Genomic DNA, 24,523 nt, shown 5'->3' with positions numbered 1-24,523 from the left:
GATGATCGAGGTAAAAAACCTGAATCTGGCGTTCGGCGAAGGCGAGAAACGCAACCAGGTACTGTATGACGTCAATATTAACGTGCAGCCAGGGGAGATTTACGGCCTGGTGGGGGAGTCGGGCTCCGGAAAGACCACCGTGCTGAAGTGCCTGGCCGGATTGTTCACCCACTGGGAGGGGGCGCTGGCGATTAACGGCCAGGCGCTGGAGCGGCGCATCAGCCCCCAGCGCTGTCGGCTGGTACAGATGGTGTTTCAGGACCCGTACGGTTCGCTGCACCCCCGGCATACCATCGGCGATATTCTGGAGGAGCCGCTGCAAATCCACGGCATCAACGACCGGGACCGGCGTATTCACGGCTTGCTGGATAAAGTTGGCCTCAACCGCGCCTTCCGTGACCGCTACCCGCATCAGCTCTCCGGCGGCCAGCGTCAGCGCGTGGCCATCGCCCGGGCGTTGATCCTGGAGCCGCAGGTGCTGTTGCTGGATGAGCCTACCTCAGCGCTGGATGTCTCGGTGCAGGCGGAGATTTTAAACCTGCTGGCGGAGCTGCAGCGCGAGTCGAAGCTCACCTACCTGATGGTGACCCACGACCTGGGGGTGATCGCCCATCTGTGCCAGAAGGTGGCGGTGATGCAGTACGGGAAAATCCTGGAAACGTTGACGGTGGACGACCTGGTGGCGGGGCAGGCCAAAACCGATTACACCCGGATGCTGGTTAACGCCAGCCAGCAGTACTCCCGCGAGATGGCCCGGGAGGTGGCGGTCTATTAGTGTGTATAGTGCGGGCTGTTGCCGGGTGGCGGCTTCGCCTTACCCGGCCTACAAAACCCGTAGGCCCGCGCAAGCGCAGCGCCGTCGGGCAAATCAGCGCAGAAGCGGACAATCCGGCGGCAACCGGCACTGGATCGCCCCAGGCAAAAGGGCGATGTGGAAATGGTCGCCGCTCAGCGGTTCGCCATCCAGGTTAAAGGTCATGCCGTGCGGCGCCTGGATTTCGAACCACGCCGACTCGCCATCCACCAGATGCGGGCTGTCTTCCGCTTTGGTCAGAGTAGTGAGCAGGGCAGGCAGCAGCTCATCCCCGGTAATGATACGCACCCCGAGCAGCCCGTCGTTGATTAGCGCCTCCGGGCAAAGCTGCTGGCCGCCGCCCGCCTGACGGCCATTGCCGATGCCAATCACCAGGGCGTTACCCTGCCAGTGAAAGTTTTCGCCGCGGATTTCACATTGATCGGGTTTCAAAGTATCTAACCGCGCCAGACCGTGGAGCAGGTACGACACACCGCCCAGCGCAGCTTTGAGTTTTTCCGGGGTTTCGCTGGTGATGCGAGTGCCAAAACCGCCCGTCGCCATATTGATAAAGCAGGTTTCGTCGTTGACCCGGGCGATATCCACCGCCGTGGCTTTTCCGGCGATAGCCAACTGCAGGGCCTTATCGAGCGCCTCCGGGATCCCGGCGCTGGTGGCAAAATCGTTGGCGGTGCCGAGGGGTAAAATGCCCAGCGCCGGACGCTGCGTGGCGGGCAGGTCAATCAGCGCCGTCGCCACTTCGTTTATGGTGCCGTCGCCGCCGCCTGCAATGACGGTCTCCACACCGAGGTCGCAGGCTTCCTTGATATAACGAGCTGCATCACCTTTCTCCCATGTTACGCGAACATGGATCACCACCCCTTCTTCACGAAGAAGCGTCACGGCTTCGCGCAACAGATCGTTGCCTGTCCCTTTGCCGTTCAGAATTAATAAACTTGCCGGATAGGTCGCCATCCACGTTGCTCCTGTGCTGATCTTCCAGAAGTGTATCGCAGCGCGGGGAAAAGCGGGTAAGAAGAGGACGAAAGGCGAAAATTAAATGAGTGGCGAGCCAAAATGAACGCCACTCGTGCAGGCCTGGTCAGGCAGTTATCGCACCATACGGGCATAAAGCAAAAACACATTTCTGACGATGTGCACAGCGGGTAATCAGCCCCTCTTCATTGCCAGGGCAGCCTGAATTCTCAAGAAATGATGACCAGAACGAAGGTGTATAGGGAAATGTTCGAAGGATGTGTAGTGTTCTGAGTTTGCCGTCAACGGCGATACCGAAGGGACTTGTGACAAGAACGGATCCGATGCTGATAAAGTAATCTCCTTTATACCAAATTATCAGCCTGAGGTTTTTAACGGTAAGTACGTGTATAAAAATTGTTCCAGTACGAGGGCAAACCATCCTGTTTTCAACCACCCAGTACATATATTGCCTCCTTGCTCCTTAAGTGAAATTTCATTCGAAAGAAGAATAGCATTGGCTGCGTGAATATATAACCTAACTTTAATATATTTATAAATTCACGTACTTTTGGTTATAGACTGAAATAAATTTACATTAGTGTTTTTTGCAGGGCGAAGAGGCGTCAGGAAAGGGGAAGGGGGATTTCAGACAAAAAAATTAGCCTGCGTAAGGGAGATTACTCAGGCTAAGGAGGTGGTTCCTGGTACAGCTAGCATTTATGGGTTATGTTTTTCAGCGTTGGTAATAATACCCTCATCAAACGCAGCGGTATGTGATCGAATTCTAAGAATCATCTCATACCAAAAAATAACCCGTTTTCATTATTTCGCGTGCGGCGCCTGAGTATTCTCGCCGTCAAAATTACGCATCAGCAACGCGTAATCTAGGGCAATCTCTTCCGGAACAGGCAGCCAGACGGTATGACCGTCTCCTGGCGCTACGGAGACCGACTCGCCTTTGCCATTCACCATATGTTCCAGGGTGAAGTTAATATTGCCCTGCGGGGTCATCAACTCCAGGCTGTTGCCCACCAGAAACTTATTTTTGACCGCCACCGCCGCGAGGTTGCCCTTGCGCTCACCGGTGAACTCGCCGACAAACTGCTGGCGTTCGGAAACCGAGTGGCCATATTCATAGTTCTGGTAGTCGTCATGGGTATGGCGACGCAGAAAACCTTCGGTATAGCCACGGTGCGCCAGCCCTTCCAGCGTTTGCAGCAGGGTGCTGTCGAACGGTTTGCCTGCAGCCGCGTCGTCGATCGCCTGGCGATAGACCTGAGCGGTACGCGCACAGTAGTAATAGGACTTGGTGCGGCCTTCGATTTTCAGGGAGTGCACCCCCATCTGGGTCAGGCGCTCAACGTGGGCGATGGCACGCAGATCTTTAGAGTTCATGATGTAAGTACCGTGCTCGTCTTCGAACGCGGTCATATATTCACCCGGGCGCTGGGCCTCTTCGATCATAAACACGCTGTCGGTTGGCGCCCCGATACCCAGCGTCGGCTCAATATTCTGTACCGGAATAGGCTCATGCTTATGCACAATATTGCCTACCTCATCCTGCTTACCTTCCTGGACCTTATATTCCCAGCGGCAGGCGTTGGTGCAGGTGCCCTGGTTCGGGTCGCGCTTGTTGATATAACCAGAGAGCAGGCAGCGGCCGGAGTAGGCCATGCACAGGGCGCCATGCACGAAAATTTCCAGCTCCATGTCCGGCACCTGGGTGCGGATCTCTTCAATCTCTTCCAGTGACAGCTCGCGGGACAAAATCACGCGGGTCAGCCCCATCTGCTTCCAGAATTTCACCGTCGCCCAGTTCACGGCATTGGCCTGTACCGAGAGATGAATGTCCATCTCCGGGAAGTGCTCCCGCACCAGCATGATCAAACCCGGGTCCGACATAATCAGCGCGTCTGGCCCCATCTCCACCACCGGTTTCAGGTCGCGGATAAAGGTTTTCAGCTTGGCGTTATGCGGCGCGATGTTAACCACCACGTAGAATTTTTTACCCTGCGCGTGGGCTTCGTTGATGCCGAGCTGCAGGTTCTCGTGGTTGAATTCATTATTACGCACGCGCAGGGAGTAGCGCGGCTGGCCCGCATAAACGGCATCGGCGCCGTAGGCGAAGGCGTAACGCATATTTTTCAGCGTTCCCGCCGGGGAGAGGAGTTCCGGTTTAAACATGTTAGTTCTCGTTCTGATGACAGGTCAGATGCGCACACCAGGTGGGCGCCGGGAGGAGATCCCATACATTAAGGGCGGGCATTGTAGCGCTGCGGGAAGGGGAGGTAAACCATTGAGTGAGTAAACGCCGACGGCAGGACAGTACCGTCGGTGTTTGGCTCAGGCGTGGGTAATCAGAGGTCGTCCTGGGTGTGATCGACAATAATTTCCAGGGTCTTACGAATGATATCGGCGCGGACAACATCGCGCGTAGATTCGATTTCGCGGATCAAACGTAAAATAATCGCTTTGTTAGTCAGCGGTTCCTTCGCATCCAGAATGGCGCCTGTCACAGTCTGAAGCAACGCCCACTCTTCGGCCAGCATAGCGCCAGCGCTGCGAAAGTAGTTGGACAATGCAGCATTGGGCAGTTCTTCATAAAAGTCAGTTGTCTGGAGCATAGCCTGGCTCATAGTGTCACACCGGTTCAGTTAATAAGTAAGTGGTGCAGTTAATGCTTATTCCTGTTGGCTTGCGGGCTATTGCCAAACAGGGGATACACATTGCTGCTGCTGTGTCGACCATCCGTATCCCAATCCTGCCGCTCACTTTTGGTATTACGCCGGGTACTATCCTTCCCATCGTTGGAAATTTCCAAAATAATTTGGGAAAGAACGTGCCGACGCTGCCCGTCCTGCTCTACCGATAACATCTGCTGTAGCCTCTCCAGCAATAGCTTCATGCTGATGGGGCCGTTATCTTTCAGTAGAGAAAAGGTGGCTTCACCAATAAGTTCATCAGTCAGTCGTTCATGGTCACTTCTGTTCATAACTACGTCTCTGTCGCCGCATCTTCCTGCAGGAAGAGATGCGGCATAAAGTCAGTCTGTAGCGACAGTATAAAAAATCTGTCTCAAAGAAAAAACTGACTCAAAAAACAGGGTAATTAGCCGCTGTAACGTATCGCTTAACGATCAAACAGCAGGCCAACCAGAGTCTGATAGCGACTCTCCTCTTCGCGATCCGATGCTTGTTCCATTCGATAAAGCAGGCGGGTGCAAATCGCTTTTCGATTAAGGATTTTTCCTTCCCGTAAAATTTCCACCACAATCTGTCCGAGCGTCTCCTGCTGGGAAGGTTGATTTGCTTTGTTAAAATAATGGGCAATGGCATTGGCTGTGTTCGGTGTGTACCCGTTCTCGCGCATATGTCACTCCTGAAATCCGCTGCATTAAAGAGGTTAATATCTTGTTAAGTTGTAAATACTGTACATACTAATTGTACAAGTTAACAAATATATTTTGATCATTATGTGCTAATCATTACTATTCAATGCCTTGAAAAGAATTTATTTTGTAAAATAAGCTTAAAACGTTGTACATTTCCGACAATTAACGGCGTTATGGCGGGTACAGGTGACGGATACCGCTCCGTCCGGGCAGGCTTATAAGACGTAAAGCCAACCATCTGATACTGTGGACATTCATTCACCTCCTCTTATTGGAAACCCTATGCTCACTACCATCATTTACCGTAGTCACCTTCGTGACGACGTACCGGTTACTATGCTGGAAGACATGGTTGTTGCAGCAAATGTAAAAAACAGAGAAGCCGGCGTTAGCGGGATTCTTCTGTTTACTGGCAAGCTCTTTTTTCAGCTGCTCGAAGGACCTGAGGAGAATGTAAGAGCCATTTACGGCGCGATTTGTGAGGATCCGCGTCACCACAACGTGGTGGAACTGTTGTGCGATTACTCCCCCGCCCGACGTTTCGGTAAATACGGCATGGAACTGTTTGATTTACGGCACTATGACCGCCACGAGGTGCTGCAAAACGTCCTGGATAAGGGCACCACAAAGTACCAGATGACCTATAACGACAGGGCGCTGCACTTCTTCAGAACCTTCGTCGAAGAGAGTGAGAAAGAGAACTACTTTGAGCTACCGTCAGGGGATCACTGGGTCTTTGTCCCGGACACTGTGGCGCCCAGCGTACGTGCTCTGTCGGGGCGTTACAGTGACTCGTGCAACTTCGCGTTCCAGCCGATTATCGATCCGCTGGCTCGTGAAATTGTCTCCCTTGAAGCCCTGGTCCGCACCCCGGAAGGGGGCTCTGCCCAGCACTGGTTTGCGGGGCTGGAGGAAGATGCCATCTACGAAGCTGACCTTAAAAGCAAAAGCGTCGCCTTTGCGATGGCAAGCGCACTGGGGCTGGGGGAACAGAGCCTGTCAGTGAACCTTTTACCGATGACGTTGGTCAATATCCCCAACGCTGTCAGCTATCTCATTCAGGAGATAGAGGCTCACGGGCTGGTGCCCGAGCAGATTGTGGTTGAGTTCACCGAGCATGAAGTCATCTCCCGTCTGGATGCGTTTACCGGTGCGGTGCGTGAGTTAAAAGCGGCGGGCATCGGCGTGGCGATCGACCACTTCGGTGGAGGGTTTGCCGGCCTGTTGCTGCTGGCGCAGTTTCAGCCAGACCGGATTAAGATCAACCGGGACCTGATCCGCGACGTGCACAAGAGTGGTCCACGGCAGGCGATCGTGCTCGCGATTATCAAATGTTGTACAGCTTTGGAAATATTGATCTCCGCGGTGGGTGTTGAGCTGCCAGAAGAGTGGATGTGGCTCGAATCTGCCGGCGTTTCGCAGTTCCAGGGGCATCTGTTTGCTCACCCTGAACTGGCCGGCATCCCGCCAGTTTCGTGGCCTGAGCCGCGCGAGGAGATTTAGCGCTAGCCTTCACCGGGCAATGATACAATTCTGTTGTACAATATAACGAGTTGTACAGCCCGGTGAGATTCGTTACCTTGAACAATGAATATATCGATCATGTATGAGGAAGCGATGGCCTTTTACAGTATAGGCGATGTCGCAGAACGCTGCGGCATCAACCCCGTCACCCTGCGGGCATGGCAGCGCCGGTATGGCCTGCTCAAACCGCAGCGCAGTGAAGGCGGACATCGTCAATTTGATGATGACGATCTACAGCGCATTGAGGAGATCAAGCGCTGGATTGAACGTGGCGTACCGGTTGGTAAGGTTAAAGCCCTCCTTGATGGGGATAAACCCGCCGAGCCGGGAGACTGGCGTGTGCTGCAGGAAGAGATGATTGGCACGCTGCGCCAGGTCAGCCCGGCAAAATCACGCGCGCAGATCGCGGTATTTTGTCAGCACCACTCAGTAGATGCGTTGGTCGATCATGTGTTTATCCCCGTGCGGGAAACGCTCAGTCTTGACCACGCCACCGCGCGCGCCATGGGCAGCCTGTTGGACGGTATCCTGATTGAGCAGGCGGTGAGCAGCCTGACCGAATCGCGCACCAAAGCGGGCAGGGATGCGTTACTGATTGGCTGGGGTGTGGAGGATCGTACCCGTTTGTGGCTGGAGGCGTGGCGCCTTTCGCAACGGGGTTGGCGCATCAACGTCTTTGCTGAACCTCTTGAGTTACCTCACCCGGAGTTCTTCCCCGGACAACATATCCTCGTCTGGGCGGGTAAAACCTTATCGGACGCACAGCGCCAGCAGCTGGAGCACTGGCAAAAGCAGGGTTATATCATTACGGCACATGGGGCAGCTGAGGCTGTCTGATGCCATTACCCGCCGCAGCGGGTAACATTTTTCCCCTTCATCCGCCAATCCGGCACGCATCCGCTTCCCAGCGATAACCCACGCCATACACTGCGCGAATAAATGACTGGTCGGCATCCAGCGCTTCAAGCTTGCGGCGCAGATTTTTGATATGGCTGTCGATAGTGCGGTCGGTCACCACCCGGTAGTCATCGTACAGGTGGTTCAGCAGCTGCTCGCGGGAGAACACTTTGCCCGGCTCGTGCGACAGGGTTTTCAGCAGGCGAAACTCGGCGGGCGTCAGATCCAGCAGCTTGCTGCGCCAGCTGGCCTGGAAACGGCCTTCGTCGATGATTAACGGGCTTTCAGCATCCAGCGCCTGCAGCTCGCGCTGCGGTTTGCAGCGGCGCAGAATGGTTTTTACCCGGGCCACCACTTCGCGCGGGCTGTAGGGCTTGCAGATGTAATCATCCGCGCCAATCTCCAGCCCCAGCAGGCGGTCAATCTCTTCGATTTTGGCGGTCACCATGACAATCGGCACTTCAGAGAAGCGGCGGATTTCGCGGCACAGGGTCAGGCCGTCGGTGCCTGGCAGCATCAGGTCGAGCAGGATCAGATCCGGTGGTGTCTGACGTACATACGGCAGGACCTGATCGCCGTGGCTGATAAGCGACGGGGCATAGCTCGCCGCCCGCAGATAGTCGATTAATAACTGCCCAAGTTTAGGCTCATCCTCCACAATCAGGATGCGGGGTGTGTTTTCGTCAATGGGTAATTCAGTCATACTTCTCTCGATAAATCGCGTTCCAGCGGTAGCTCTACTGTAATGCTAACCCCGCCAAAAGGCGAATGGGCGGCGCGGAGGGTGCCGCCGTGGGCTTCAACGATGTTGACGCAGATCGCCAGCCCCAGCCCGGAGCCGCCGCTGGCGCGGTTGCGGGAACCTTCGGTGCGATAAAAACGTTCAAACAGCTTGTTGAGCTGGTCGTCAGAGACGCCGGGCGCGGTGTCGGCGAAGGTCAGCGCAAAGCGGTGATCTTCACATTTGCCGGAAATACGCAGCGCGCCGCCCGCATCGGTATAGCGCAGGCTGTTTTCCAGCAGGTTGTTGAACAGTTGCATCAGCCGGTCGCGATCGCCAAACACCACCGCGTTCTCCGGCAGCGACAGCTCAATGCGCAGGTCGCGGCTGGCAAAGCGTTCCCGGAAGGCGCCGCTGGCGACTTCCAGAATGTTGATCACATCCACCGGCGCTTTCTGGTAGGCCAGCGCCCCTTCGTCGGACATCGACAGCTGATGCAGATCCTCTACCAGTTTAGTGAGGGTGCCCACTTCCGCCTGTAAAGAGGCGACCGATTCAGGTGTAAACTTGCGTACACCATCCTGAATCGCCTCCAGTTCGCCGCGCAGCACCGCCAGCGGGGTACGCAGCTCGTGGGAAATATCAGCCATAAAATCCCGGCGCATCTGCTGGTTCTTCTCAAGCGTACTGGCGAGCTGGTTGAAGTCCTGCGCCAGTTTGCCCAGCTCGTCCTGGCTGCGGGTATCGACGCGGGTAGAAAAATTCCCCGCAGCCAGCTGGTGGGTGCCGTCTACCAGTCGTTTAACCGGGGCCAGCAGGCCGCGCGCCAGCGGGAAGGTCGCCAGCGCCGCCAGCAGGGTGGAGAGAGCCACTATCAGCCAGCTGGTCTGACGCTGCTGTCGATCAAAATTGATGTCGGTATTGCGCGTCAGCCGCTCGACCGGGGAGGCGATCACCCAGCCGACGGCCGCGCCGTTGACGGTGATGGCCCGCTTCGTGCCGTCCGGCGGCACCGGAGCCCGCGGGCCGACCAGCACCCGCATCTCCTGGTCGATCACCCAGAACTGGGTGCGCCAGCCGTGGGGCGGCATGCCGGGGCCGGGGCGATCGTCGTCAGTGTCGTGCTCCAGCGAGCGCAGGATCTGAAAGACAAAGCGGTCATTGTTGCGTAAAAAACGCCAGTTGCCGTGCAGGGCGTACTGCTCGGCCAGGGCATCGCTCAGGCCCTGCAGACGCTGCTCGTTACCATGTTTGATGTAGTCAATAAAGCCGCGCTCAAAGCTGACCCGCACCGCCCAGTGCATGGTGATCAGCAGGACCATACAGGTGGCGAAAATAGCCAGAAATAGCTTGCCGGTGATACCCGGTCGCCAGAACTTCATCGTTCACTCCTTTTGCGCCGCCTGATGACGACATTCTTGCTGGTATCATCCGGAACCCGGGCGAAAATAAAGGCTGGCAGGGCGATAATCAACGCCATGCTCAGGTAGGTGTAGAGGAATACCTGATGGACGACGGCGCTGTCGGCGGTGAGCTGATGCTGCCCGTACAAGCCCAGCAGCAGCCCGGCAATCGTCACGCCCACGCTCATCGACAGCTGCATGATCATCGACAGCAGGCTGTTGCCGCTGCTCGCCTGCTCATCGGGCAGATCTTTCAGCGTCAGGGTGTTCATGGAAGAGAAGCGGATGGAGTTGATCATCCCCTGGCAGAACAGCACCAGCGGCAGAACGTAGTACCAGCCCAGCAGCGCAACGCCCATAAACAGCAGGCTCACCAGCGCCAGCCCCAGCGTGGAGGCGACCAGCACCCGGCGATAACCGAAGTAGTTGACCACCTGCACGACAATGCGCTTCATCCCCATGCTGCCGAGCACCATCGGGATCATCATCAGCCCTGCGTGGAACGGCGAAAAGCCGAGGCCGATCTGTAAGAAGACCGGAGTCATAAATGGCAGCATCCCACTGCCGATGCGTCCGGCCAGGCTGCCGAGCAGCCCCAGCCGGTAGGTGGTGTTCTGAAACAGCGTCAGGCTGAATAACGCCCGGTCGTTACCCCGGGCGTGCCACAGATACCAGAGAATCGACAGTACGCCGATAGCCACCAGCCCGGCGAGGGCCTGGGAGGAGATCCCCAGCCCCTTTTGCCCGTCCAGCGCCAGGGTCAGGGTTGCCATCCCCGCCGCCAGCAGGAAAAAGCCCCCCAGATCGAAACGCCGGGTCTGCATTTTGTAGTTCGGCATCAACATCAGGGTGGCAATCGCCCCGATAATGCCCACCGGCAGGTTGATGAGAAAGATCCAGTGCCAGGATGCGTACTCCACCAGCACCCCGCCAAGGGCCGGTCCCAGCAGCGGCCCGACCTGGCCGGGGAGGGTGACGAAGGTCATCGCCGCCATGTACTGCTCGCGCGGGACGATCTTCATCACCGTCAGCCTGCCCACCGGCACCATCATCGCGCCGCCGACGCCCTGTAGCACCCGGGCCATCACCAGCTCGTTGAGCGTCTCCGCCCGGGCGCAGAACAGGGAGCCTGCGGTAAAGAGCACGATGGCGGTAAAGAAGATATTGCGCACCCCCACTTTGTCCGCCAGCCAGCCGCTGGCGGGCAGCATCACTGCCACCGTCAGCACGTAGGCGACAATCACCATATGCATATGCAGCGGGCTCTCCCCCAGGCTTTTCGCCATGGAGGGGAGGGCGGTGTTGACGATCGTCGTATCCAGCGACTGCATAAAGAAGCCGAAGGCGACAATCCATAGCTGCCAGCGAACGTTAGCGGGGAGATCCGTCATTAGCCGTTTACCGTCTCTTTCTGTTTACGTGAAAAACGCACCCGTAAGCGATCAAAGAACAGATAGACCACCGGGGTGGTATAGAGCGTCAGCAGCTGGCTCATCACCAGCCCGCCGACAATGGTGATCCCCAGCGGCTGGCGCAGCTCCGCGCCATCCCCGCTGGAGATCACCAGCGGCAGAGCGCCGAACAGCGCTGCCAGGGTGGTCATCATAATCGGGCGAAAACGCAGCAGGCAGGCCTGGAAGATCGCCTCCTGCGGCGTCATGTTGCCGTTGCGCTGCGCCTCCAGGGCAAAGTCGACCATCATGATGGCGTTTTTCTTCACGATGCCGATTAACAGCATAATACCGATCAACGCAATCAGGCTGAACGGGGCGCCAAACAGCTCCAGCGCCAGCAACGCGCCTACGCCCGCCGAGGGGAGGGTGGAGAGAATGGTCAGCGGATGGACGTAGCTCTCATAGAGCACCCCAAGCACGATATAGACCGTGGCGATGGCCGCCAGAATCAGGATCACCTGCGAGTTCATGGTCTCCTGGAACACCTGGGCGGTGCCGGCAAAGCTGCCGCGCACGGTGGACGGCACGCCAAGCTGGGTCATGGCGCGGTTGATAGCGTCGCTGGCTTCCGAGAGGGATTTGCCGGTCGGCAGGTTAAACGACACGGTCGAGGCCGCCGACAGCCCTTGGTGGTTGACCGACAGCGGCGCGTTCGAAGGCTGCCAGCGGGCAAAGTAGGAGAGCGGGATCGCCTTGCCGTCGTTATTAATCACAAACATCTTATCCAGGGCGCTGATATCCTGGGTATAGCGGGGATCGACCTCCATCACCACCTTGTACTGGTTCATCGGCTGATAGATGGTGGAGATCTGCCGCTGGCCGAAGGCGTTATTCAGCAGGCTGTTGGCGGCGCTAACATCAATGCCCAGCCGCGACATGGTTTCGCGATCGTAGATCAGGGCCATCTCCGCGCCGTTGTCCTGCTGGTCGGAGTTAACGTCCGCCAGCTCCGGCAGCGCTGCCAGCGCTTTGCGGATCTTCGGCTCCCACTCTCTGAGGGCGGCAAGATCGTCTGACAGCAGGGTGTACTGGTAGCTGGCATTCGACTGGCGCCCGCCCACGCGGATATCCTGCACCGCCACGAGGAACATATTTGCTCCCGGCTCTTTCGAAAGCGCGCCCCTGAGGCGGTCGATCACCTGCTGCGCGGTTTCATTACGCTCCTCGCGGGGCTTGAGGGTAATAAACATCATCCCGCTGTTGACCCGCGAGCCGCCGGTAAAGCCGGTGACGTTATCCACGGCTTTGTCTTCGCGGATGATCTTCATGAAATCCTGCAACTTGCCGCGCATCGCCTGGAAGGAGATGCTCTGGTCGGCCTGGATGCCCCCCATCAGCACCCCGGTGTCCTGCTCCGGGAAGAAAGTTTTCGGAATGGTGATATACATCCAGACGTTGAGGGCGATGGTGCCGATCAGCACCAGCCCGACGATCCGGGTGTGGTTCAGCACCCACTGCAGCGATTTACCGTAGCCCGACTGCAACGCCATCAGCATCCGGCCAAAGCCCCGTTTGCGCGGCTGCGACGTCGGTGGGCTGCGTTTCAGCATCCAGCCGCACATCATCGGCGTGAGCGTCAGCGACACCAGCAGCGATATACCGATCGCCACCGACAGCGTGACCGCAAACTCCCGTAACAGACGCCCCGGCAGTCCGTCCATCAACAGCAGGGGCAGGAATACCGCCACCAGGGAGAGGCTCATGGAGAGCACCGTAAAGCCCACCTCACGCGAGCCTTGCAACGCCGCCTGCAGCGGCTTCATCCCCGCTTCGAGGTGGCGGGAGATGTTCTCCAGCACCACGATGGCGTCATCCACTACAAAGCCGGTGGCGATGGTCAGGGCCATCAGGGACAAATTGTTGAGGCTAAAGCCGCACAGGTACATGGCGGCGAAGGTGCCAATCAGCGACACCGGGACCGCCACCGCCGGGATCAGCGTGGCGCGCCCGGAGCGCAGGAAGAGAAATACCACCAGGATCACCAGCGCCACCGAGATAATCAGCGTTTGCTCCACCTCTTCGAGCGAGGCGCGAATGGTCGGGGAGCGATCCTGGGCAATCTGCAGATCGATGGCCGCCGGAATGGTCTCCTGCAGCTCCGGCAGACGGGCGCGAATGCTGTTCACCGTCTCGATGATGTTGGCTTCCGGCAGCTTGCGGATCATCAGCAAAATGGCCGGTTTGGCGTTGGTCATCCCGGCGTTGCGCACGTCTTGCACCGAGTCGGTGATGCTCGCCACGTCGCTTAAGCGCACCGCCGCGCCGTTATTGTAGTGGATGATTAAGGGCTGATATTCCGCCGCGGTCTTCAGCTCGTCGTTGGTCTGGATCTGCCAGCGACGGCTGCCATCCTCCACCGACCCTTGCGGCCTGCGCACGTTGGCGTTGCTGATGGCGCTGCGCACGTCATCCAGCGAGACGCCCTGGTTAAACAGCGCCTGCGGGTTGAGCCCCACGCGCACCGCGGGCAGGGAGCTGCCGCCGACGTCCACATCGCCCACGCCCTCAATCTGGGCGATGGTCTGCGCCAGCTGGGTGGAGGCGAAATCGTACAGCTGCCCCTGGGAGTAAGTGTCCGAGGTGAGCGTCAGGATCATGATCGGCGCATCGGACGGGTTGGCTTTGCGGTAGGTTGGACGGCTCGGCATGCCGCTCGGGAGCAGGCTTTGCGCGGCGTTGATCGCCGCCTGCACGTCGCGCGCCGCGCCGTTGATGTCGCGGTTAAAGTTAAACTCCAGAATGATGCGCGTGCTGCCGAGGGAGCTGCTGGAGGTCATCTCGTTGACCCCGGCAATGCGCCCCAGCGAGCGCTCCAGTGGCGTAGCCACCGACGAGGCCATCGTTTCCGGGGAGGCACCGGGGAGCGAGGCGCTGACCATGATCACCGGGAAATCCACCTGCGGCAGCGGGGCCACCGGCAGCAGCCGGAAGCCGAGCACGCCGCAGAGGGTGATGGCGATAGAGATTAAAATCGTTGCCACCGGGCGGTAAATGAAGAGGGCGAAAAACTTCACTTACGCCTCCTCTTCTTCACGTTTCGGGAAACGGCTTTTGCTCCACAGGGCCAGGCGGTCAAAGAGCAGGTAGATCACCGGCGTGGTAAACAGGGTTAACACCTGGCTCACCAGCAGACCGCCCACCATGCCAATCCCTAACGGACGGCGCAGTTCGGCCCCGACCCCGGTGCTGAGCATCAGCGGCAGGGCACCAAGCAGCGCGGCGAGGGTGGTCATCAGGATCGGACGGAAACGCAGCAGACAGGCCTGATAGATCGCCTCCCGCGGCGGCATGCCCTGCTCGCGCTCGGCGGCGAGGGCAAAGTCGATCATCATGATGGCGTTCTTCTTGACGATGCCGATCAACAGGATAATGCCGATGATCGCAATCACATCCAGCTCGCTGCCCGCCAGCATCAGCGCCAGCAACGCACCCACGCCCGCGGTGGGCAGGGTCGAGAGGATGGTGATGGGGTGAATAAAGCTCTCATACAGCACCCCCAGGACGATATACATCGCCACCACCGCGGCCACGATCAGCCAGATGGTGCTCCCGAGCGCCGCCTGGAAGGCGAGTGTACTGCCCTGGAAGTGGGTCTGGATATCGGTCGGGAAGCTGAGACGTTTTTCCGTATCGGTAATGGCCTGAATCGCTTCGCCCAGCGAGTAGTCGTCCGGGACGTTAAACGAAATGGTGGTGGAGGGGAACTGATCCAGATGGTTCACCGCCAGCGGCGTAAAGCGCTCTTCCACTTTGGCAATTGCATTCAGGGGCACAATTCCGCCATCTTTGCTGGTCAGGCGAATCGAATCCAGCCCTGCCAGCCCCGGCGTCTGCCGGGTATCGTGCTCCAGTACCACCCTGTACTGGTTAGCCTGGGTATAGATGGTGGAGATCAGGCGCTGGCCGAAGGCGTTGTACAGGGCGTTATCCACATCCGCCATGCTAATGCCCAGCCGGCTGGCGCTGTCGCGATCGACGTTGATATACGCCGCCAGGCCTTTGTCCTGCCAGTCGCTGCTCACATCGGAGAGCTGCGGCAACTGCTGGAGCTCATCCACCAGCTGCGGCACCCAGGTGCTGAGCGCGTCGAGGCTGGTGGCCTGTAGAGTGAACTGATACTGGGTGCGGCTCACCGTGGTGTCGATGGTCAGATCCTGAGTCGGCTGCAGGTAGAGCTCCACGCCCGGCACTTTCGCCACCGCGCGCTGCAATCGCTCGATCACCGTATTGACCCGGTCGTCACGATCGTCCAGCGGCTTGAGGTTGATCTGCAGGCGGGCGCTGTTGAGGGATGGGTTGGTGCCATCGACGCCGACAAAAGCGGTCAGGCTCTCTACCGCCGGATCTTTCATGATCACGTCGGAAACCGCCTGCTGGCGCTGGGCCATGCTGGCGAACGATACCGACTGCGGCGCCTGCAATGTACCCTGAATGATGCCGTTATCCTGGATCGGGAAGAAGCCTTTGGGGATCATCACCCACAGCAGCACGCTCAAGGCCAGGGTGCCCAGCGCCACGCCGAGGGTCGCCCACGGATGGTTCAGCACTTTGGCCAGCAGGCGTCCGTAAGCGGCAATAATCCGCTCGAACATCCGCTCCGAGGCGCGGGAGAAACGGTTCTGCTTGCGCAGGGATTCATGGCTCAGCATGCGGGCGCACATCATCGGCGTCAGGGTGAGCGACACCACCGCCGAGATTAAAATCGCCACCGCCAGGGTCACCGCAAACTCCCGGAACAGACGCCCGACGATATCGCCCATAAACAGCAGCGGGATCAGCACCGCAATCAGCGAGAAGGTCAGCGAGATGATGGTAAAGCCGATCTCGCCTGCGCCTTTCAGCGCTGCCGCCAGCGGTTTTTCGCCTTTTTCGATATAGCGGGAGATGTTCTCGATCACCACGATGGCGTCATCCACCACAAAGCCGGTGGCGATGGTCAGGGCCATCAGCGTCAGGTTGTTGATCGAGAAGTCGAGGAACACCATGACGGCGAAAGTACCCACCAGCGACAGGGGCACCGCCACGGCGGGGATGATGGTCGCCGGAACGTTGCGCAGGAACAGGTAGATGATCATCACCACCAGCGCAATCGCCAGCATCAGCTCAAACTGGGTATCACTCACCGAGGCGCGAATGTTGGTGGTGCGATCCGAGAGCACCTTGACGCTCACCGATTTTGGCAGGCTGTCGATAAGCGTGGGCAGCATGGCGCGAATGCTGTCGGCGGTATCAATGATATTCGCCCCCGGCTGGCGCTGGACGTTCATCACAATCGCCTGCTGTTTGTTGGCCCAGGCCCCAAGCCAGCTGTTTTCTGCCCCTTGCTCGACGGTGGCGACATCTCCTAAGCGGATTGCGGCCCCGTTCTGGTAGGCGACAATCAGCTGACGATACTCATCCGCGGACTGCATCTGGTCGTTGGCGGAGAGGGTCACCGCCCGGGTCGGGCCATCGAGGGAGCCTTTCGCCGAGTTGACGTTAGCGTTGCTGATGGCGGTGCGGATGGTTTCGCTGGTCAACCCCAGGGAGGCGATCGCCTGGGCGTTGAGCTTCACGCGAACCGCCGGGCGCTGGCCACCGGAGAGGGTCACCAGCCCGACGCCGGAGACCTGGGAGATCTTCTGCGCCACGCGGGTTTCCACCATATCTTCGACCTGGGTCATCGGCATGGCGGAGGAGGTGACGGCGAGGGTCATAATCGGCGGATCCGCCGGGTTCACCTTGCTGTAGACCGGCGGGTTAGGCAGGTCGGACGGCAGCAGGTTGGTGGCGGCGTTGATGGCGGCCTGCACCTCCTGCTCGGCAACATCCAGCGACAGGCTGAGCTGGAACTGTAACGTCACCACCGACGCGCCGCCGGAGCTTTGGGAGGACATCTGCTTCAGGCCCGACATCTGCCCAAACTGGCGCTCCAGCGGGGCGGTGATAGCGGAAGTCACGACATCCGGGCTGGCGCCAGGGTAGAGCGTCACCACCTGAATGGTGGGGTAATCCACTTCCGGCAGGGCGGAGACCGGCAGGAAGCGGTAGCCAATGATCCCCGCCAGCAGGATCGCCACCATCAGCAGGGTGGTGGCGACAGGGCGCAGAATAAACAGACGCGACGGCCCGCCTGTTGAGCTCGGGGGCATCACCTGCATCAGGCGTTCTCTCCCTGTTTTTTATGTTCGCGTTTGGCTGGCTGGGCAGGGGTGTCGGCGTGGGCTTCCACTACCTCCACTTTGGCCCCTTCGGTCAGACGGTCGATGCCATCGGTCACCACGCGGTCGCCTGCCGACAGTCCGGCGGCAATCACCACGCTCTGGCTGTCCTGAATGCCCGGTTTCACCAGGTGCTTGCTGACCTTGTTGTCACTGTTCAGCACCCAGACGAAGTTGCCTTCGTTACCCATTTGCAACGCTGCCGTTGGGATCACCACCGCATTCTCTTCGGTAGCGACCAGCATGCGGGCGTTAACAAACTGGTTCGGGAACAGGGCGTCGTCCTGATTGTTGAAGCGCGCTTTCAGCTTGATGGTACCGGTGGTGGTGTCGATCTGGTTATCGAGGCTCAGCAGGGTGCCGTCGCTGAGCTTCTGCTTATTGGCCCGATCCCAGGCCTCCACGGTTAAGCTTTTACCGGCTTTCTGCGCCTGGATCACGGTGGCGATATCGCTCTCCGGCAGGGTAAACACCAGATCGATAGGGTGGGTCTGGGTCAGCACCACGATCCCGGTGGTATCGCCGCTGGAGATCTGGTTGCCGATATCCACCTGTTTTAACCCCACCCGCCCGTCGATAGGGGCGGTGATGCGGCTCCAGTCGAGCTGGAGCTGCGCGCTGGCGACGGCGGCCTGGTCTGCCTTAATGGTCCCCATGCTTTCGCTCACCAGCGCCTGCTGGGCGTCGAGCTCCTGGCGGGAGACGAGGTTGGTTTTCACCAGCTGCTGATAACGGGCCAGATCCCGGCGGGCATTAGCGAGAGTGGCCTGATCTTTGGCCAGCTGTCCCTGGGCCTGGGCCAGCGCAACCTTGAACTGGCTGGGATCGACTTCAGCCAGCAGATCGCCAGCCTTTACCTGTTGTCCTTCCTGGAAGTGCAGGGCGATAAGCTGCCCGTCGACGCGGCTGCGCACGGTGACGGTGTTGGCGGCGGTAATGGTGCCGAGCCCGGAGAGATAACGCGGCACGGATTTACTGACCGCGGTGGCGGCCTGCACTGGCGCCAGCGCACCGCCGCGCATCCCGTGGCGTCCACCGCCTGCCGGGCGCTGCGCCTGGCTGGATGCACCGGCAGGAGCCGAAGCGTGTTGATGCCAGTACCACGCGGCGGCAAGGGCCACCACAATGATGCCAGCGGCGATTACCCAGCGGGATTTATTGCGGCCTTTCATCGTTATATGTTCTCGTCCTGAAACAGTGCGGAAAATAATACTAGTTTAGTGAGGCAATTGAGCGGAAAAATGGAGGAAATATGAAAGACTGTCTGGAATTGTCCGAATGGCGCGGGGCAAGGCCGGTGCGGTCTGCGTGCCGGGTGGCGGCTGCGCCTTACCCGGCCTACACAAACGACACCCGGCATTTCCACCCTAGCTGAAGACCACCTGCGCCCAGCGCGCCAGCCCGGCGGTGACGGAGCCAAAATCATCACCCCCGGCAATCGGGATGCCCGGCAACTGCTGCGCCAGCGCTTTTTTGATCAGCGGCGAACGGGCGCTACCCCCAGTGAGATAGATCACGTCCGGCTTTTCGTTGCCGTTATCCAGCGCCAGCTGCACCTGCTCGAGGATGCGCTGTAACGGCTGCGCCAGCGCCGCCTCCAGCCCCTGCTGGCTGATGGCTGTCGCCAGCTCATCGCTGATGAACGGCAGCGTTACGGCGTGCTCTGCGGCCTCGGAGAGGGCAATTTTGCTCTCTTCGGCGCTACGTACCACCCGATAGCTCAGGCGCTGACGCCACACTTTATGCAGCAGCGCCACTTTTTCGCCATCCTGGGCGTCACGGATCAGATCGTTAAGGAAACGGCCATTGGCGACGCTGTAGAAATCGCTTTGCGCTGGCACATCGTTAATCGCTACCGCGTTCCACCACGGCAGGATCGGCAGCGCGGTGCCTTTTTCGGTCTGCCCGCCCATGCCGAGCAGCGGCATCAGGCTCTTAAAGGCCAGGGCGATGTCCAGGTCGTTACCGCCGATACGACAGCCGCTGTGCCCCAGCAGGCTGCTCTCGCGATCCTGGCGCTGGTGCCACTGCGGGCCCATCAGCAGCAGCGAGCAGTCGGTGGTCCCGCCGCCGATATCCACGACAAGTACCCGTTTTTCACTGTTCAGGGTTGCTTCAAAATCGAGACCGGCGGCAACCGGCTCATACTGGAACACCACGTCGCGGAACCCGGCACGCTGCGCAGCACGTTCCAGAATCCCCTGCGCCTGCTGGTTCGCTTCATCGCCCCCCAGCCCCTGGAAGTTAATCGGCCGACCAATCACCGCCTGGGCGATCGTATCCGTCAGCTGCGTCTGGGCCTGCTGGCGAATATGCAGCATCATGGCGCAGACCAGATCTTCAAACAGCGCCACCTGCTGCGGCTTCAGGCCGCTGGCGCCGAGGAAGGATTTTGGTGACTTAACGAAGTAGACCTCTTCCGGATCTTCAATGTAGTGACCCAGCGACGACAGACCGAACTGCACGCTGCCCGGGGTGACGTCGATATCTTCTTCGCGGTTAAAGCTCACCGCCCGACGCAGCAGCGCCTGGGTTTCCGTACCGGTAGCCGGAACCTGATGGTGGCGGTACAGCCACTCGCTCACCGCCTCGCGGGTCGGTGCGCAGAGCATCGACGGCAGCAGCGTGCTGTTATTTTCCATTTTCAGCAGCTGCGGCTGCCCGTTTTGCATCACCGCAACTGAACAGTTGGCGGTGCCATAGTCAAATCCGATAAACACTTCAGCGTCCCCATGCCATTGAGAAGGGGCGAGACTGTAGCGAAATGTCTGGCTGGCGACAACAGGAATATGAAAGCAAGGCGCAGGTGGCAATCTCCGTTTATGCTGTGACAGAACAAAAAAAGGAGCGACGATGTTTACCCTCACCTGGCAGCCGCCCTATGACTGGCAATGGATGTTGAAATTTCTTGGCGATCGTGCGGTCGCCGGGATTGAAATCGTGACCCCCACCGACTATACCCGCAGCTTTGCCTGCCAGGGACATCAGGGGCTGATCCGCGTCACCCCGCAGCCCGGGGGCACGCTGGAGGTGGTACTCAGCGAGGGCCTGCTGCCCATTGCCGATCTCTGCCTGGCACGGCTTACCCGCCTGTTCGATCTGCACTGCGATCCGCAGCAGATCGCCCAGGCGCTGGGCTCGCTCGGCGCCGCGCGGCCTGGCCTGCGCCTGCCGGGCTCGATGGATACCTGGGAGCAGGGCGTGCGCGCCATCCTCGGCCAACTGGTCAGCGTGGCGATGGCCGCGAAGCTCACCGCGAAGCTGGTGGCGCTCTGTGGTGAACCCCTGCCGGAGGCGCCGGGCTATCGCTGTTTCCCGACGCCTGCCGCGGTAGCACAAACCGATCCGCTGGCGCTGAAAGCGCTGGGCATGCCGCTGAAACGCGCAGAGTCGCTGATCCATCTGGCCCGGTCGGTCATGGCGGGGGATTTCCCGACAGAGGCCCCGACCGATATTGAGAGCGCGATTAAAGGGCTACAGACCCGGCCCGGAATTGGCCGCTGGACGGCAAACTACTTTGCCCTGCGCGGCTGGCAGGCAAAAGATGTCTTTCTGGCGGATGATTATCTGATTAAGCAGCGCTTTGCCGGGATGACGCCGGCGCAAATCCGCCGCTATGCTGAACGCTGGCAGCCGTGGCGCTCGTACGCCCTGCTGCATATCTGGTACACCGACGGCTGGACGCCGTCAGTTGATGCCGAAGTAGCTGGTATTCAGTAGCAGCTCCAGCGGCTGCGGCTCGCCAATGGTATTGCCGTAGATATAGTCGATGCCAATGCCGGAGAGGGTATCCATCATGATCGGTTGGTTGCTCGGCCCGGCGATTGTTTTGATGCCCAGCCGCTGGGCGTGGCCCTGGATAATGGTCACCAGCATCTCATCCATCAGATTTCCGTGAACGTTCGCCACCAGCTCGGGGTCGAGGAGCAGATAATCGGCCATCTGCGCGCTCAGGTGGTTGAACACCTCCATATCGCGGCCCACATGGCTCAGGATGATACGGCATCCGGCTTCACGCAGCTTCTGCAGATTGTGGTGGGTATTGTCATCCTCCTGCGTCAGGACGCTGACGTTAACGATCAGATGTAGCAGGCGCGTCTGCAGCGGACAGGCGTGCAGCATCTCCAGCAGTTCATCCACCAGCGTGGCGCTGGCAAGACCGGCCATGGAGAGCGGCAGGGCGACCCCGGTGCCTTTGTTGGTCAATGGGGTGGCGAAGTTGCGGAAAAACTCCTGCAAAATACGTCTGTCCAGGGCATGGATTAACTCCGGCTCCGCCAGCCCCGCCCGGAAAGCCTGCTCTTCGAGCATCTCGCCGTCGTTGGTCCACAGGCGCAGGGCAAGCATCCAGAAGGTACTGCTTTCAGGGGTGCGCGGCGAGGCGACGCTGCGGGCGATCATCAGCAGATGATTGTCTTTGATCATATGCCACTGCTCGTCCAGCGAGATAGCACCCGGCGCGTTCAGCATTCGCTCCTGCTGCGGTTCATACACCGTCACCACGCCACGGCCACTGTTCTTCGACGAGTAGCAGGCGATATCGGCCTGCGACATCACTTCTGAGGCCTGGTTATTGCGCTCGTCGATCTGGGTGATCCCGGCGCTGGCGCCGATGCGGTGCAGGCGGCCCTCCCACATAAAGTGATAGCCGTTGATGGCATCGATGATGCGACCGGCAATATAGCGCGCACTTTCCGTGTTGCAGTCCGGCAGCAGCAGGCCAAACTCATCCCCGCCCAGACGGGCCAGCATATCGGTAGAACGCAGCATGCTCAGCATCAGGGAGGAGAGCTCCCGCAGCAGCGCATCCCCCGCCGCGTGGCCTGCGGTGTCGTTGACCGCTTTGAAACGGTCCAGATCGATAAACACCAGCGCATGACGCTGGCGCGTCTCCTGCACGGTGTGCAACATCCGCTTAAGGGAAGCCTCAAAACTGACGCGGTTCGCCAGGTGGGTGAGGGCATCATGAGAGGCGTTATAGCTCAGCTCGCGCAGCATTTTGCGCGATTCGGTAACGTCCTGGATAACCAGCACCGAGCCGATGTTCTGTCCGTCGAGGGTGCTTAGCGGGGTAATGCTGTAGTGAATATCATAGCTGCCGCCGTTGCGGTTGTGCAGCACCACATCCTGTTCGATGTCGCTGCGGGACATATCTCCGCTGTGGATGTTCTCCATCAGCGGGCCGTTATCGCCGAAGGTGATATGCAGGACCGAGAGGATCGGCTGGGACAGCGCCTCTTCCTGCAGCCAGCCGCTCATCTTCTCCGCGACCGGGTTCATAAAGGTGACGTTCATATTCACGTCGGTACAGAGCACCGCTTCGCCGATGGAGTCGAGAGTAATATGCAGACGCTCTTTTTCCTGGAACAGCGCCTCGTTCAGCTCTTTGACTTCGGTCATATCCATATTGATACCAAGCAGGCGTTCCACTTCGCCCTGTTTATTCAGCACCCGGTTCGCCAGAGCGCGAATGTGCCGGACACCGTCTTTCACCCGGATACGGAACTCCAGCTTGAACGGAACGCGGGCCGCCAGCGAATCCCGTACCACCTGTTCCGCCATGGCACGATCTTCCGGCAGCATGCTCTCATGCCAGAGCTGCCAGGTAGGCTTAACGTGGGGAGGCACTTCATACAGTTCGAACATGCGCTTATCCCAGCTGATGACGTTGGGTTTGACATCCCACTCCCAGATGCCAATCCCGCCAGCCTCGTTGGCAAGCGTAATACGTTCCATCAGACGCTTATTCACCCATTCGGTATGCTTGAGGTCGTTAATATCTTCGACCTGGGCAATAAAGTAGAGCGGGGTACCATCGGCGTGACGCACCAGGGAGACCGCCAGCAGCGCCCAGACCACCTCGCCGCTGCGGGTGTAGTAGCGCTTTTCCAGCGAGTAACTGTTGATTTTGCCTTGCAGCAGTTGGTCCAGTTGCTCCAGATCGCTCTCTAAATCTTCCGGCCAGGTGAGTTGCTGGAAGCTAAGGGAACGCAGCTCGGCCTGGGAGTAGCCCAGGAACTGGCACAGCGCTTTGTTCGCCTGCAACCACTGTCCGTCGGTGCTGACCAGCGCCATACCGATAACGGAATACTCCATCGCGTTGCGAAAACGCTCTTCGCTTTCGGTAATGTGCTTACGCTCGGCGCGAAACGCATACATCACCATGGTCATTACGTTGGCGGGCAGCAACATCATCAGGAAGGGTAGCCACGGAGCGTTGGTCATCGCGCCAAAATTTTGCGTGGTCAGCGGGACCGGATTTTTGGCAATCATCAACGACACCATCATTACCGTCACCAGGAAGACCAGGAAGGCTTCAAGACGCGGCAGACGCACGGCGCTCCACATCAGCAGGACAATGATGGCCGTAAAGGGCCAGGGCAAAAAATGCAGGGCGATCCAGCTGAGCAGCAGCGTCACCACCATGGTCAGCAGGGTTTCAAACAGCAGGCGGGGGTTGCGATGGCGCAGCAGATAGTGCGGCTTGAACAGCAGCCCTAATGGCACCAGCGCCAGCGCGCCGACAGATTCTGACAGCACCCAGACCATAAAGCTGCGCAGCGGCTCGTCGCTCGGGACCAGTTGCCAGACCAGTACGCCACCCAGCAGGGGCGGGATCAGCGCGCTGCCGAGCGCCAGACGGATCCAGTCCCCGAGATTCTGCAAAGGGTTGTAACCGGGAAGCAGTTTGCGCAGCAATAACGCGCCGACAATTGCCTCCAGGACGTTAATGCCCGTATACCACAGGTTGATGGCATCCCAGGAGAAGATAAGCCAGGTGGCGAAGATATTACCGACGCTACAGGCGAGGGCGATGCCGGGCCACATCTTTCCGGCATGGCGGTAGAACGCCACCATCATAATAGAGGTGGGGAACCATAAAGGCGCTAAAAAAGTGCCGAAACGCGTTAATTCGAGCGAGAAAAGTGTGAATATAAAGGTAACCAGTCCAAGACTGACAAGCCGTAGTAGAGGATGTGGCGTAGTGACCAAAACGCGCTGGTATTTTTTATTCATTACCGCTTTATCCGAAGACGCCATGCCGCCAGGAGTCTGCTCCGGACGAGTTCATTTTTTAATTTTCTTCATGCTAGTACAAACAATTTACAATTTATATGGTATGCGCTCATAAATTGACATCACAGCATTATTAAATACTTAT

The 24,523-nt window shown here is 58.9% G+C and carries 17 protein-coding genes; 4 read left to right on the top strand and 13 right to left on the bottom strand.

Annotated features, from left to right (window positions below):
• Position 1: 1 nt before the first annotated feature.
• On the top strand, positions 2-775 hold the full coding sequence (locus tag GNG26_RS14940; RefSeq protein ID WP_103825057.1) for an ABC transporter ATP-binding protein: 774 nt from the start codon (positions 2-4) through the stop codon (positions 773-775).
• 93 nt (positions 776-868) lie between these two features.
• Here the strand turns inward: GNG26_RS14940 and yegS are convergent, their stop codons facing one another.
• The 5 genes from yegS to ycgZ form a co-directional block, all read right to left on the bottom strand.
• Positions 869-1,768, bottom strand: coding sequence for a lipid kinase YegS (yegS, locus tag GNG26_RS14935; RefSeq protein WP_103825058.1), 900 nt, complete (start codon positions 1,766-1,768; stop codon positions 869-871).
• A gap of 825 nt (positions 1,769-2,593) precedes the next feature.
• Positions 2,594-3,955, bottom strand: a complete 1,362-nt coding sequence (yegQ, locus tag GNG26_RS14930) for a tRNA 5-hydroxyuridine modification protein YegQ (protein WP_103825059.1) — start codon at positions 3,953-3,955, stop codon at positions 2,594-2,596.
• Positions 3,956-4,128: 173 nt separating this feature from the next.
• Entirely contained in the window at positions 4,129-4,407 is a 279-nt protein-coding gene (locus GNG26_RS14925; protein WP_103825060.1) for a biofilm development regulator YmgB/AriR family protein, read from the bottom strand.
• A 38-nt stretch (positions 4,408-4,445) separates the two neighbouring features.
• Positions 4,446-4,763: a hypothetical protein gene (locus GNG26_RS14920; protein WP_114386122.1), complete on the bottom strand. Its 318-nt coding sequence runs from the start codon at positions 4,761-4,763 to the stop codon at positions 4,446-4,448.
• A 137-nt stretch (positions 4,764-4,900) separates the two neighbouring features.
• Positions 4,901-5,140 (bottom strand): regulatory protein YcgZ, encoded by a 240-nt coding sequence (gene ycgZ / locus GNG26_RS14915; protein ID WP_103825062.1) that lies wholly within the window; start codon positions 5,138-5,140, stop codon positions 4,901-4,903.
• A gap of 304 nt (positions 5,141-5,444) precedes the next feature.
• Here ycgZ and GNG26_RS14910 point away from each other — a divergent pair, with 304 nt between their 5' ends.
• Positions 5,445-6,665, top strand: coding sequence for a diguanylate phosphodiesterase (locus GNG26_RS14910; RefSeq protein WP_103825063.1), 1,221 nt, complete (start codon positions 5,445-5,447; stop codon positions 6,663-6,665).
• Positions 6,666-6,779: 114 nt separating this feature from the next.
• On the top strand, positions 6,780-7,523 hold the full coding sequence (locus GNG26_RS14905) for a MerR family transcriptional regulator (RefSeq protein ID WP_103825100.1): 744 nt from the start codon (positions 6,780-6,782) through the stop codon (positions 7,521-7,523).
• Between the two features lie 37 nt (positions 7,524-7,560).
• Here the strand turns inward: GNG26_RS14905 and baeR are convergent, their stop codons facing one another.
• The 7 genes from baeR to yegD all read right to left on the bottom strand — a co-directional run bounded on the left by baeR (position 7,561) and on the right by yegD (position 20,081).
• Positions 7,561-8,286 (bottom strand): two-component system response regulator BaeR, encoded by a 726-nt coding sequence (baeR, locus tag GNG26_RS14900; protein ID WP_156239328.1) that lies wholly within the window; start codon positions 8,284-8,286, stop codon positions 7,561-7,563.
• A complete protein-coding gene (gene baeS, locus GNG26_RS14895) occupies positions 8,283-9,686 on the bottom strand; it encodes a two-component system sensor histidine kinase BaeS (protein ID WP_103825065.1) in 1,404 nt (467 codons plus the stop codon). Before baeS ends, baeR begins: the two co-directional genes overlap by 4 nt.
• Positions 9,683-11,098, bottom strand: a complete 1,416-nt coding sequence (locus GNG26_RS14890) for an MFS transporter (protein WP_156239326.1) — start codon at positions 11,096-11,098, stop codon at positions 9,683-9,685. Before GNG26_RS14890 ends, baeS begins: the two co-directional genes overlap by 4 nt.
• The gene (mdtC, locus tag GNG26_RS14885) at positions 11,098-14,175 is read right to left on the bottom strand and encodes a multidrug efflux RND transporter permease subunit MdtC (protein ID WP_156239324.1); all 3,078 of its coding nucleotides are present in this window, start codon (positions 14,173-14,175) and stop codon (positions 11,098-11,100) included. Before mdtC ends, GNG26_RS14890 begins: the two co-directional genes overlap by 1 nt.
• Entirely contained in the window at positions 14,176-17,301 is a 3,126-nt protein-coding gene (locus GNG26_RS14880) for an MdtB/MuxB family multidrug efflux RND transporter permease subunit (RefSeq protein ID WP_156239323.1), read from the bottom strand.
• Positions 17,301-18,533, bottom strand: a complete 1,233-nt coding sequence (locus GNG26_RS14875) for an MdtA/MuxA family multidrug efflux RND transporter periplasmic adaptor subunit (RefSeq protein ID WP_103825069.1) — start codon at positions 18,531-18,533, stop codon at positions 17,301-17,303. The genes GNG26_RS14880 and GNG26_RS14875 overlap by 1 nt, the downstream gene beginning before the upstream one ends.
• Positions 18,534-18,728: 195 nt before the next feature.
• The gene (gene yegD, locus GNG26_RS14870) at positions 18,729-20,081 is read right to left on the bottom strand and encodes a molecular chaperone (RefSeq protein ID WP_156239321.1); all 1,353 of its coding nucleotides are present in this window, start codon (positions 20,079-20,081) and stop codon (positions 18,729-18,731) included.
• A gap of 133 nt (positions 20,082-20,214) precedes the next feature.
• Here yegD and alkA point away from each other — a divergent pair, with 133 nt between their 5' ends.
• Positions 20,215-21,081: a DNA-3-methyladenine glycosylase 2 gene (gene alkA, locus GNG26_RS14865; protein WP_156239319.1), complete on the top strand. Its 867-nt coding sequence runs from the start codon at positions 20,215-20,217 to the stop codon at positions 21,079-21,081.
• On the opposite strand, the gene GNG26_RS14860 is transcribed toward alkA, so the two are convergent.
• Positions 21,049-24,378 (bottom strand): diguanylate cyclase, encoded by a 3,330-nt coding sequence (locus GNG26_RS14860; protein ID WP_156240201.1) that lies wholly within the window; start codon positions 24,376-24,378, stop codon positions 21,049-21,051. The genes alkA and GNG26_RS14860 overlap by 33 nt on opposite strands.
• Positions 24,379-24,523: the final 145 nt, after the last annotated feature.

The organism is Leclercia sp. J807 (genome assembly GCF_009734465.1).
Classification (GTDB): Bacteria; Pseudomonadota; Gammaproteobacteria; order Enterobacterales; family Enterobacteriaceae; genus Enterobacter.
This window is presented reverse-complemented; position numbering and strand designations above follow the sequence as displayed.

Excerpts from the sequence above, each read along its gene's own strand:
- GNG26_RS14860 (WP_156240201.1), bottom strand. The coding sequence starts at position 24,378 with ATGAATAAAAAATACCAGCGCGTTTTGGTCACTACGCCACATCCTCTA.
- GNG26_RS14920 (WP_114386122.1), bottom strand. The coding sequence starts at position 4,763 with ATGAACAGAAGTGACCATGAACGACTGACTGATGAACTTATTGGTGAA.
- baeR (WP_156239328.1), bottom strand. The coding sequence starts at position 8,286 with ATGACTGAATTACCCATTGACGAAAACACACCCCGCATCCTGATTGTG.
- GNG26_RS14875 (WP_103825069.1), bottom strand. The coding sequence starts at position 18,533 with ATGAAAGGCCGCAATAAATCCCGCTGGGTAATCGCCGCTGGCATCATT.
- alkA (WP_156239319.1), top strand. The coding sequence starts at position 20,215 with ATGTTTACCCTCACCTGGCAGCCGCCCTATGACTGGCAATGGATGTTG.
- yegS (WP_103825058.1), bottom strand. The coding sequence starts at position 1,768 with ATGGCGACCTATCCGGCAAGTTTATTAATTCTGAACGGCAAAGGGACA.
- yegQ (WP_103825059.1), bottom strand. The coding sequence starts at position 3,955 with ATGTTTAAACCGGAACTCCTCTCCCCGGCGGGAACGCTGAAAAATATG.
- baeS (WP_103825065.1), bottom strand. The coding sequence starts at position 9,686 with ATGAAGTTCTGGCGACCGGGTATCACCGGCAAGCTATTTCTGGCTATT.
- GNG26_RS14940 (WP_103825057.1), top strand. The coding sequence starts at position 2 with ATGATCGAGGTAAAAAACCTGAATCTGGCGTTCGGCGAAGGCGAGAAA.
- GNG26_RS14905 (WP_103825100.1), top strand. The coding sequence starts at position 6,780 with ATGGCCTTTTACAGTATAGGCGATGTCGCAGAACGCTGCGGCATCAAC.
- ycgZ (WP_103825062.1), bottom strand. The coding sequence starts at position 5,140 with ATGCGCGAGAACGGGTACACACCGAACACAGCCAATGCCATTGCCCAT.
- GNG26_RS14880 (WP_156239323.1), bottom strand. The coding sequence starts at position 17,301 with ATGCAGGTGATGCCCCCGAGCTCAACAGGCGGGCCGTCGCGTCTGTTT.
- GNG26_RS14890 (WP_156239326.1), bottom strand. The coding sequence starts at position 11,098 with ATGACGGATCTCCCCGCTAACGTTCGCTGGCAGCTATGGATTGTCGCC.
- GNG26_RS14925 (WP_103825060.1), bottom strand. The coding sequence starts at position 4,407 with ATGAGCCAGGCTATGCTCCAGACAACTGACTTTTATGAAGAACTGCCC.
- GNG26_RS14910 (WP_103825063.1), top strand. The coding sequence starts at position 5,445 with ATGCTCACTACCATCATTTACCGTAGTCACCTTCGTGACGACGTACCG.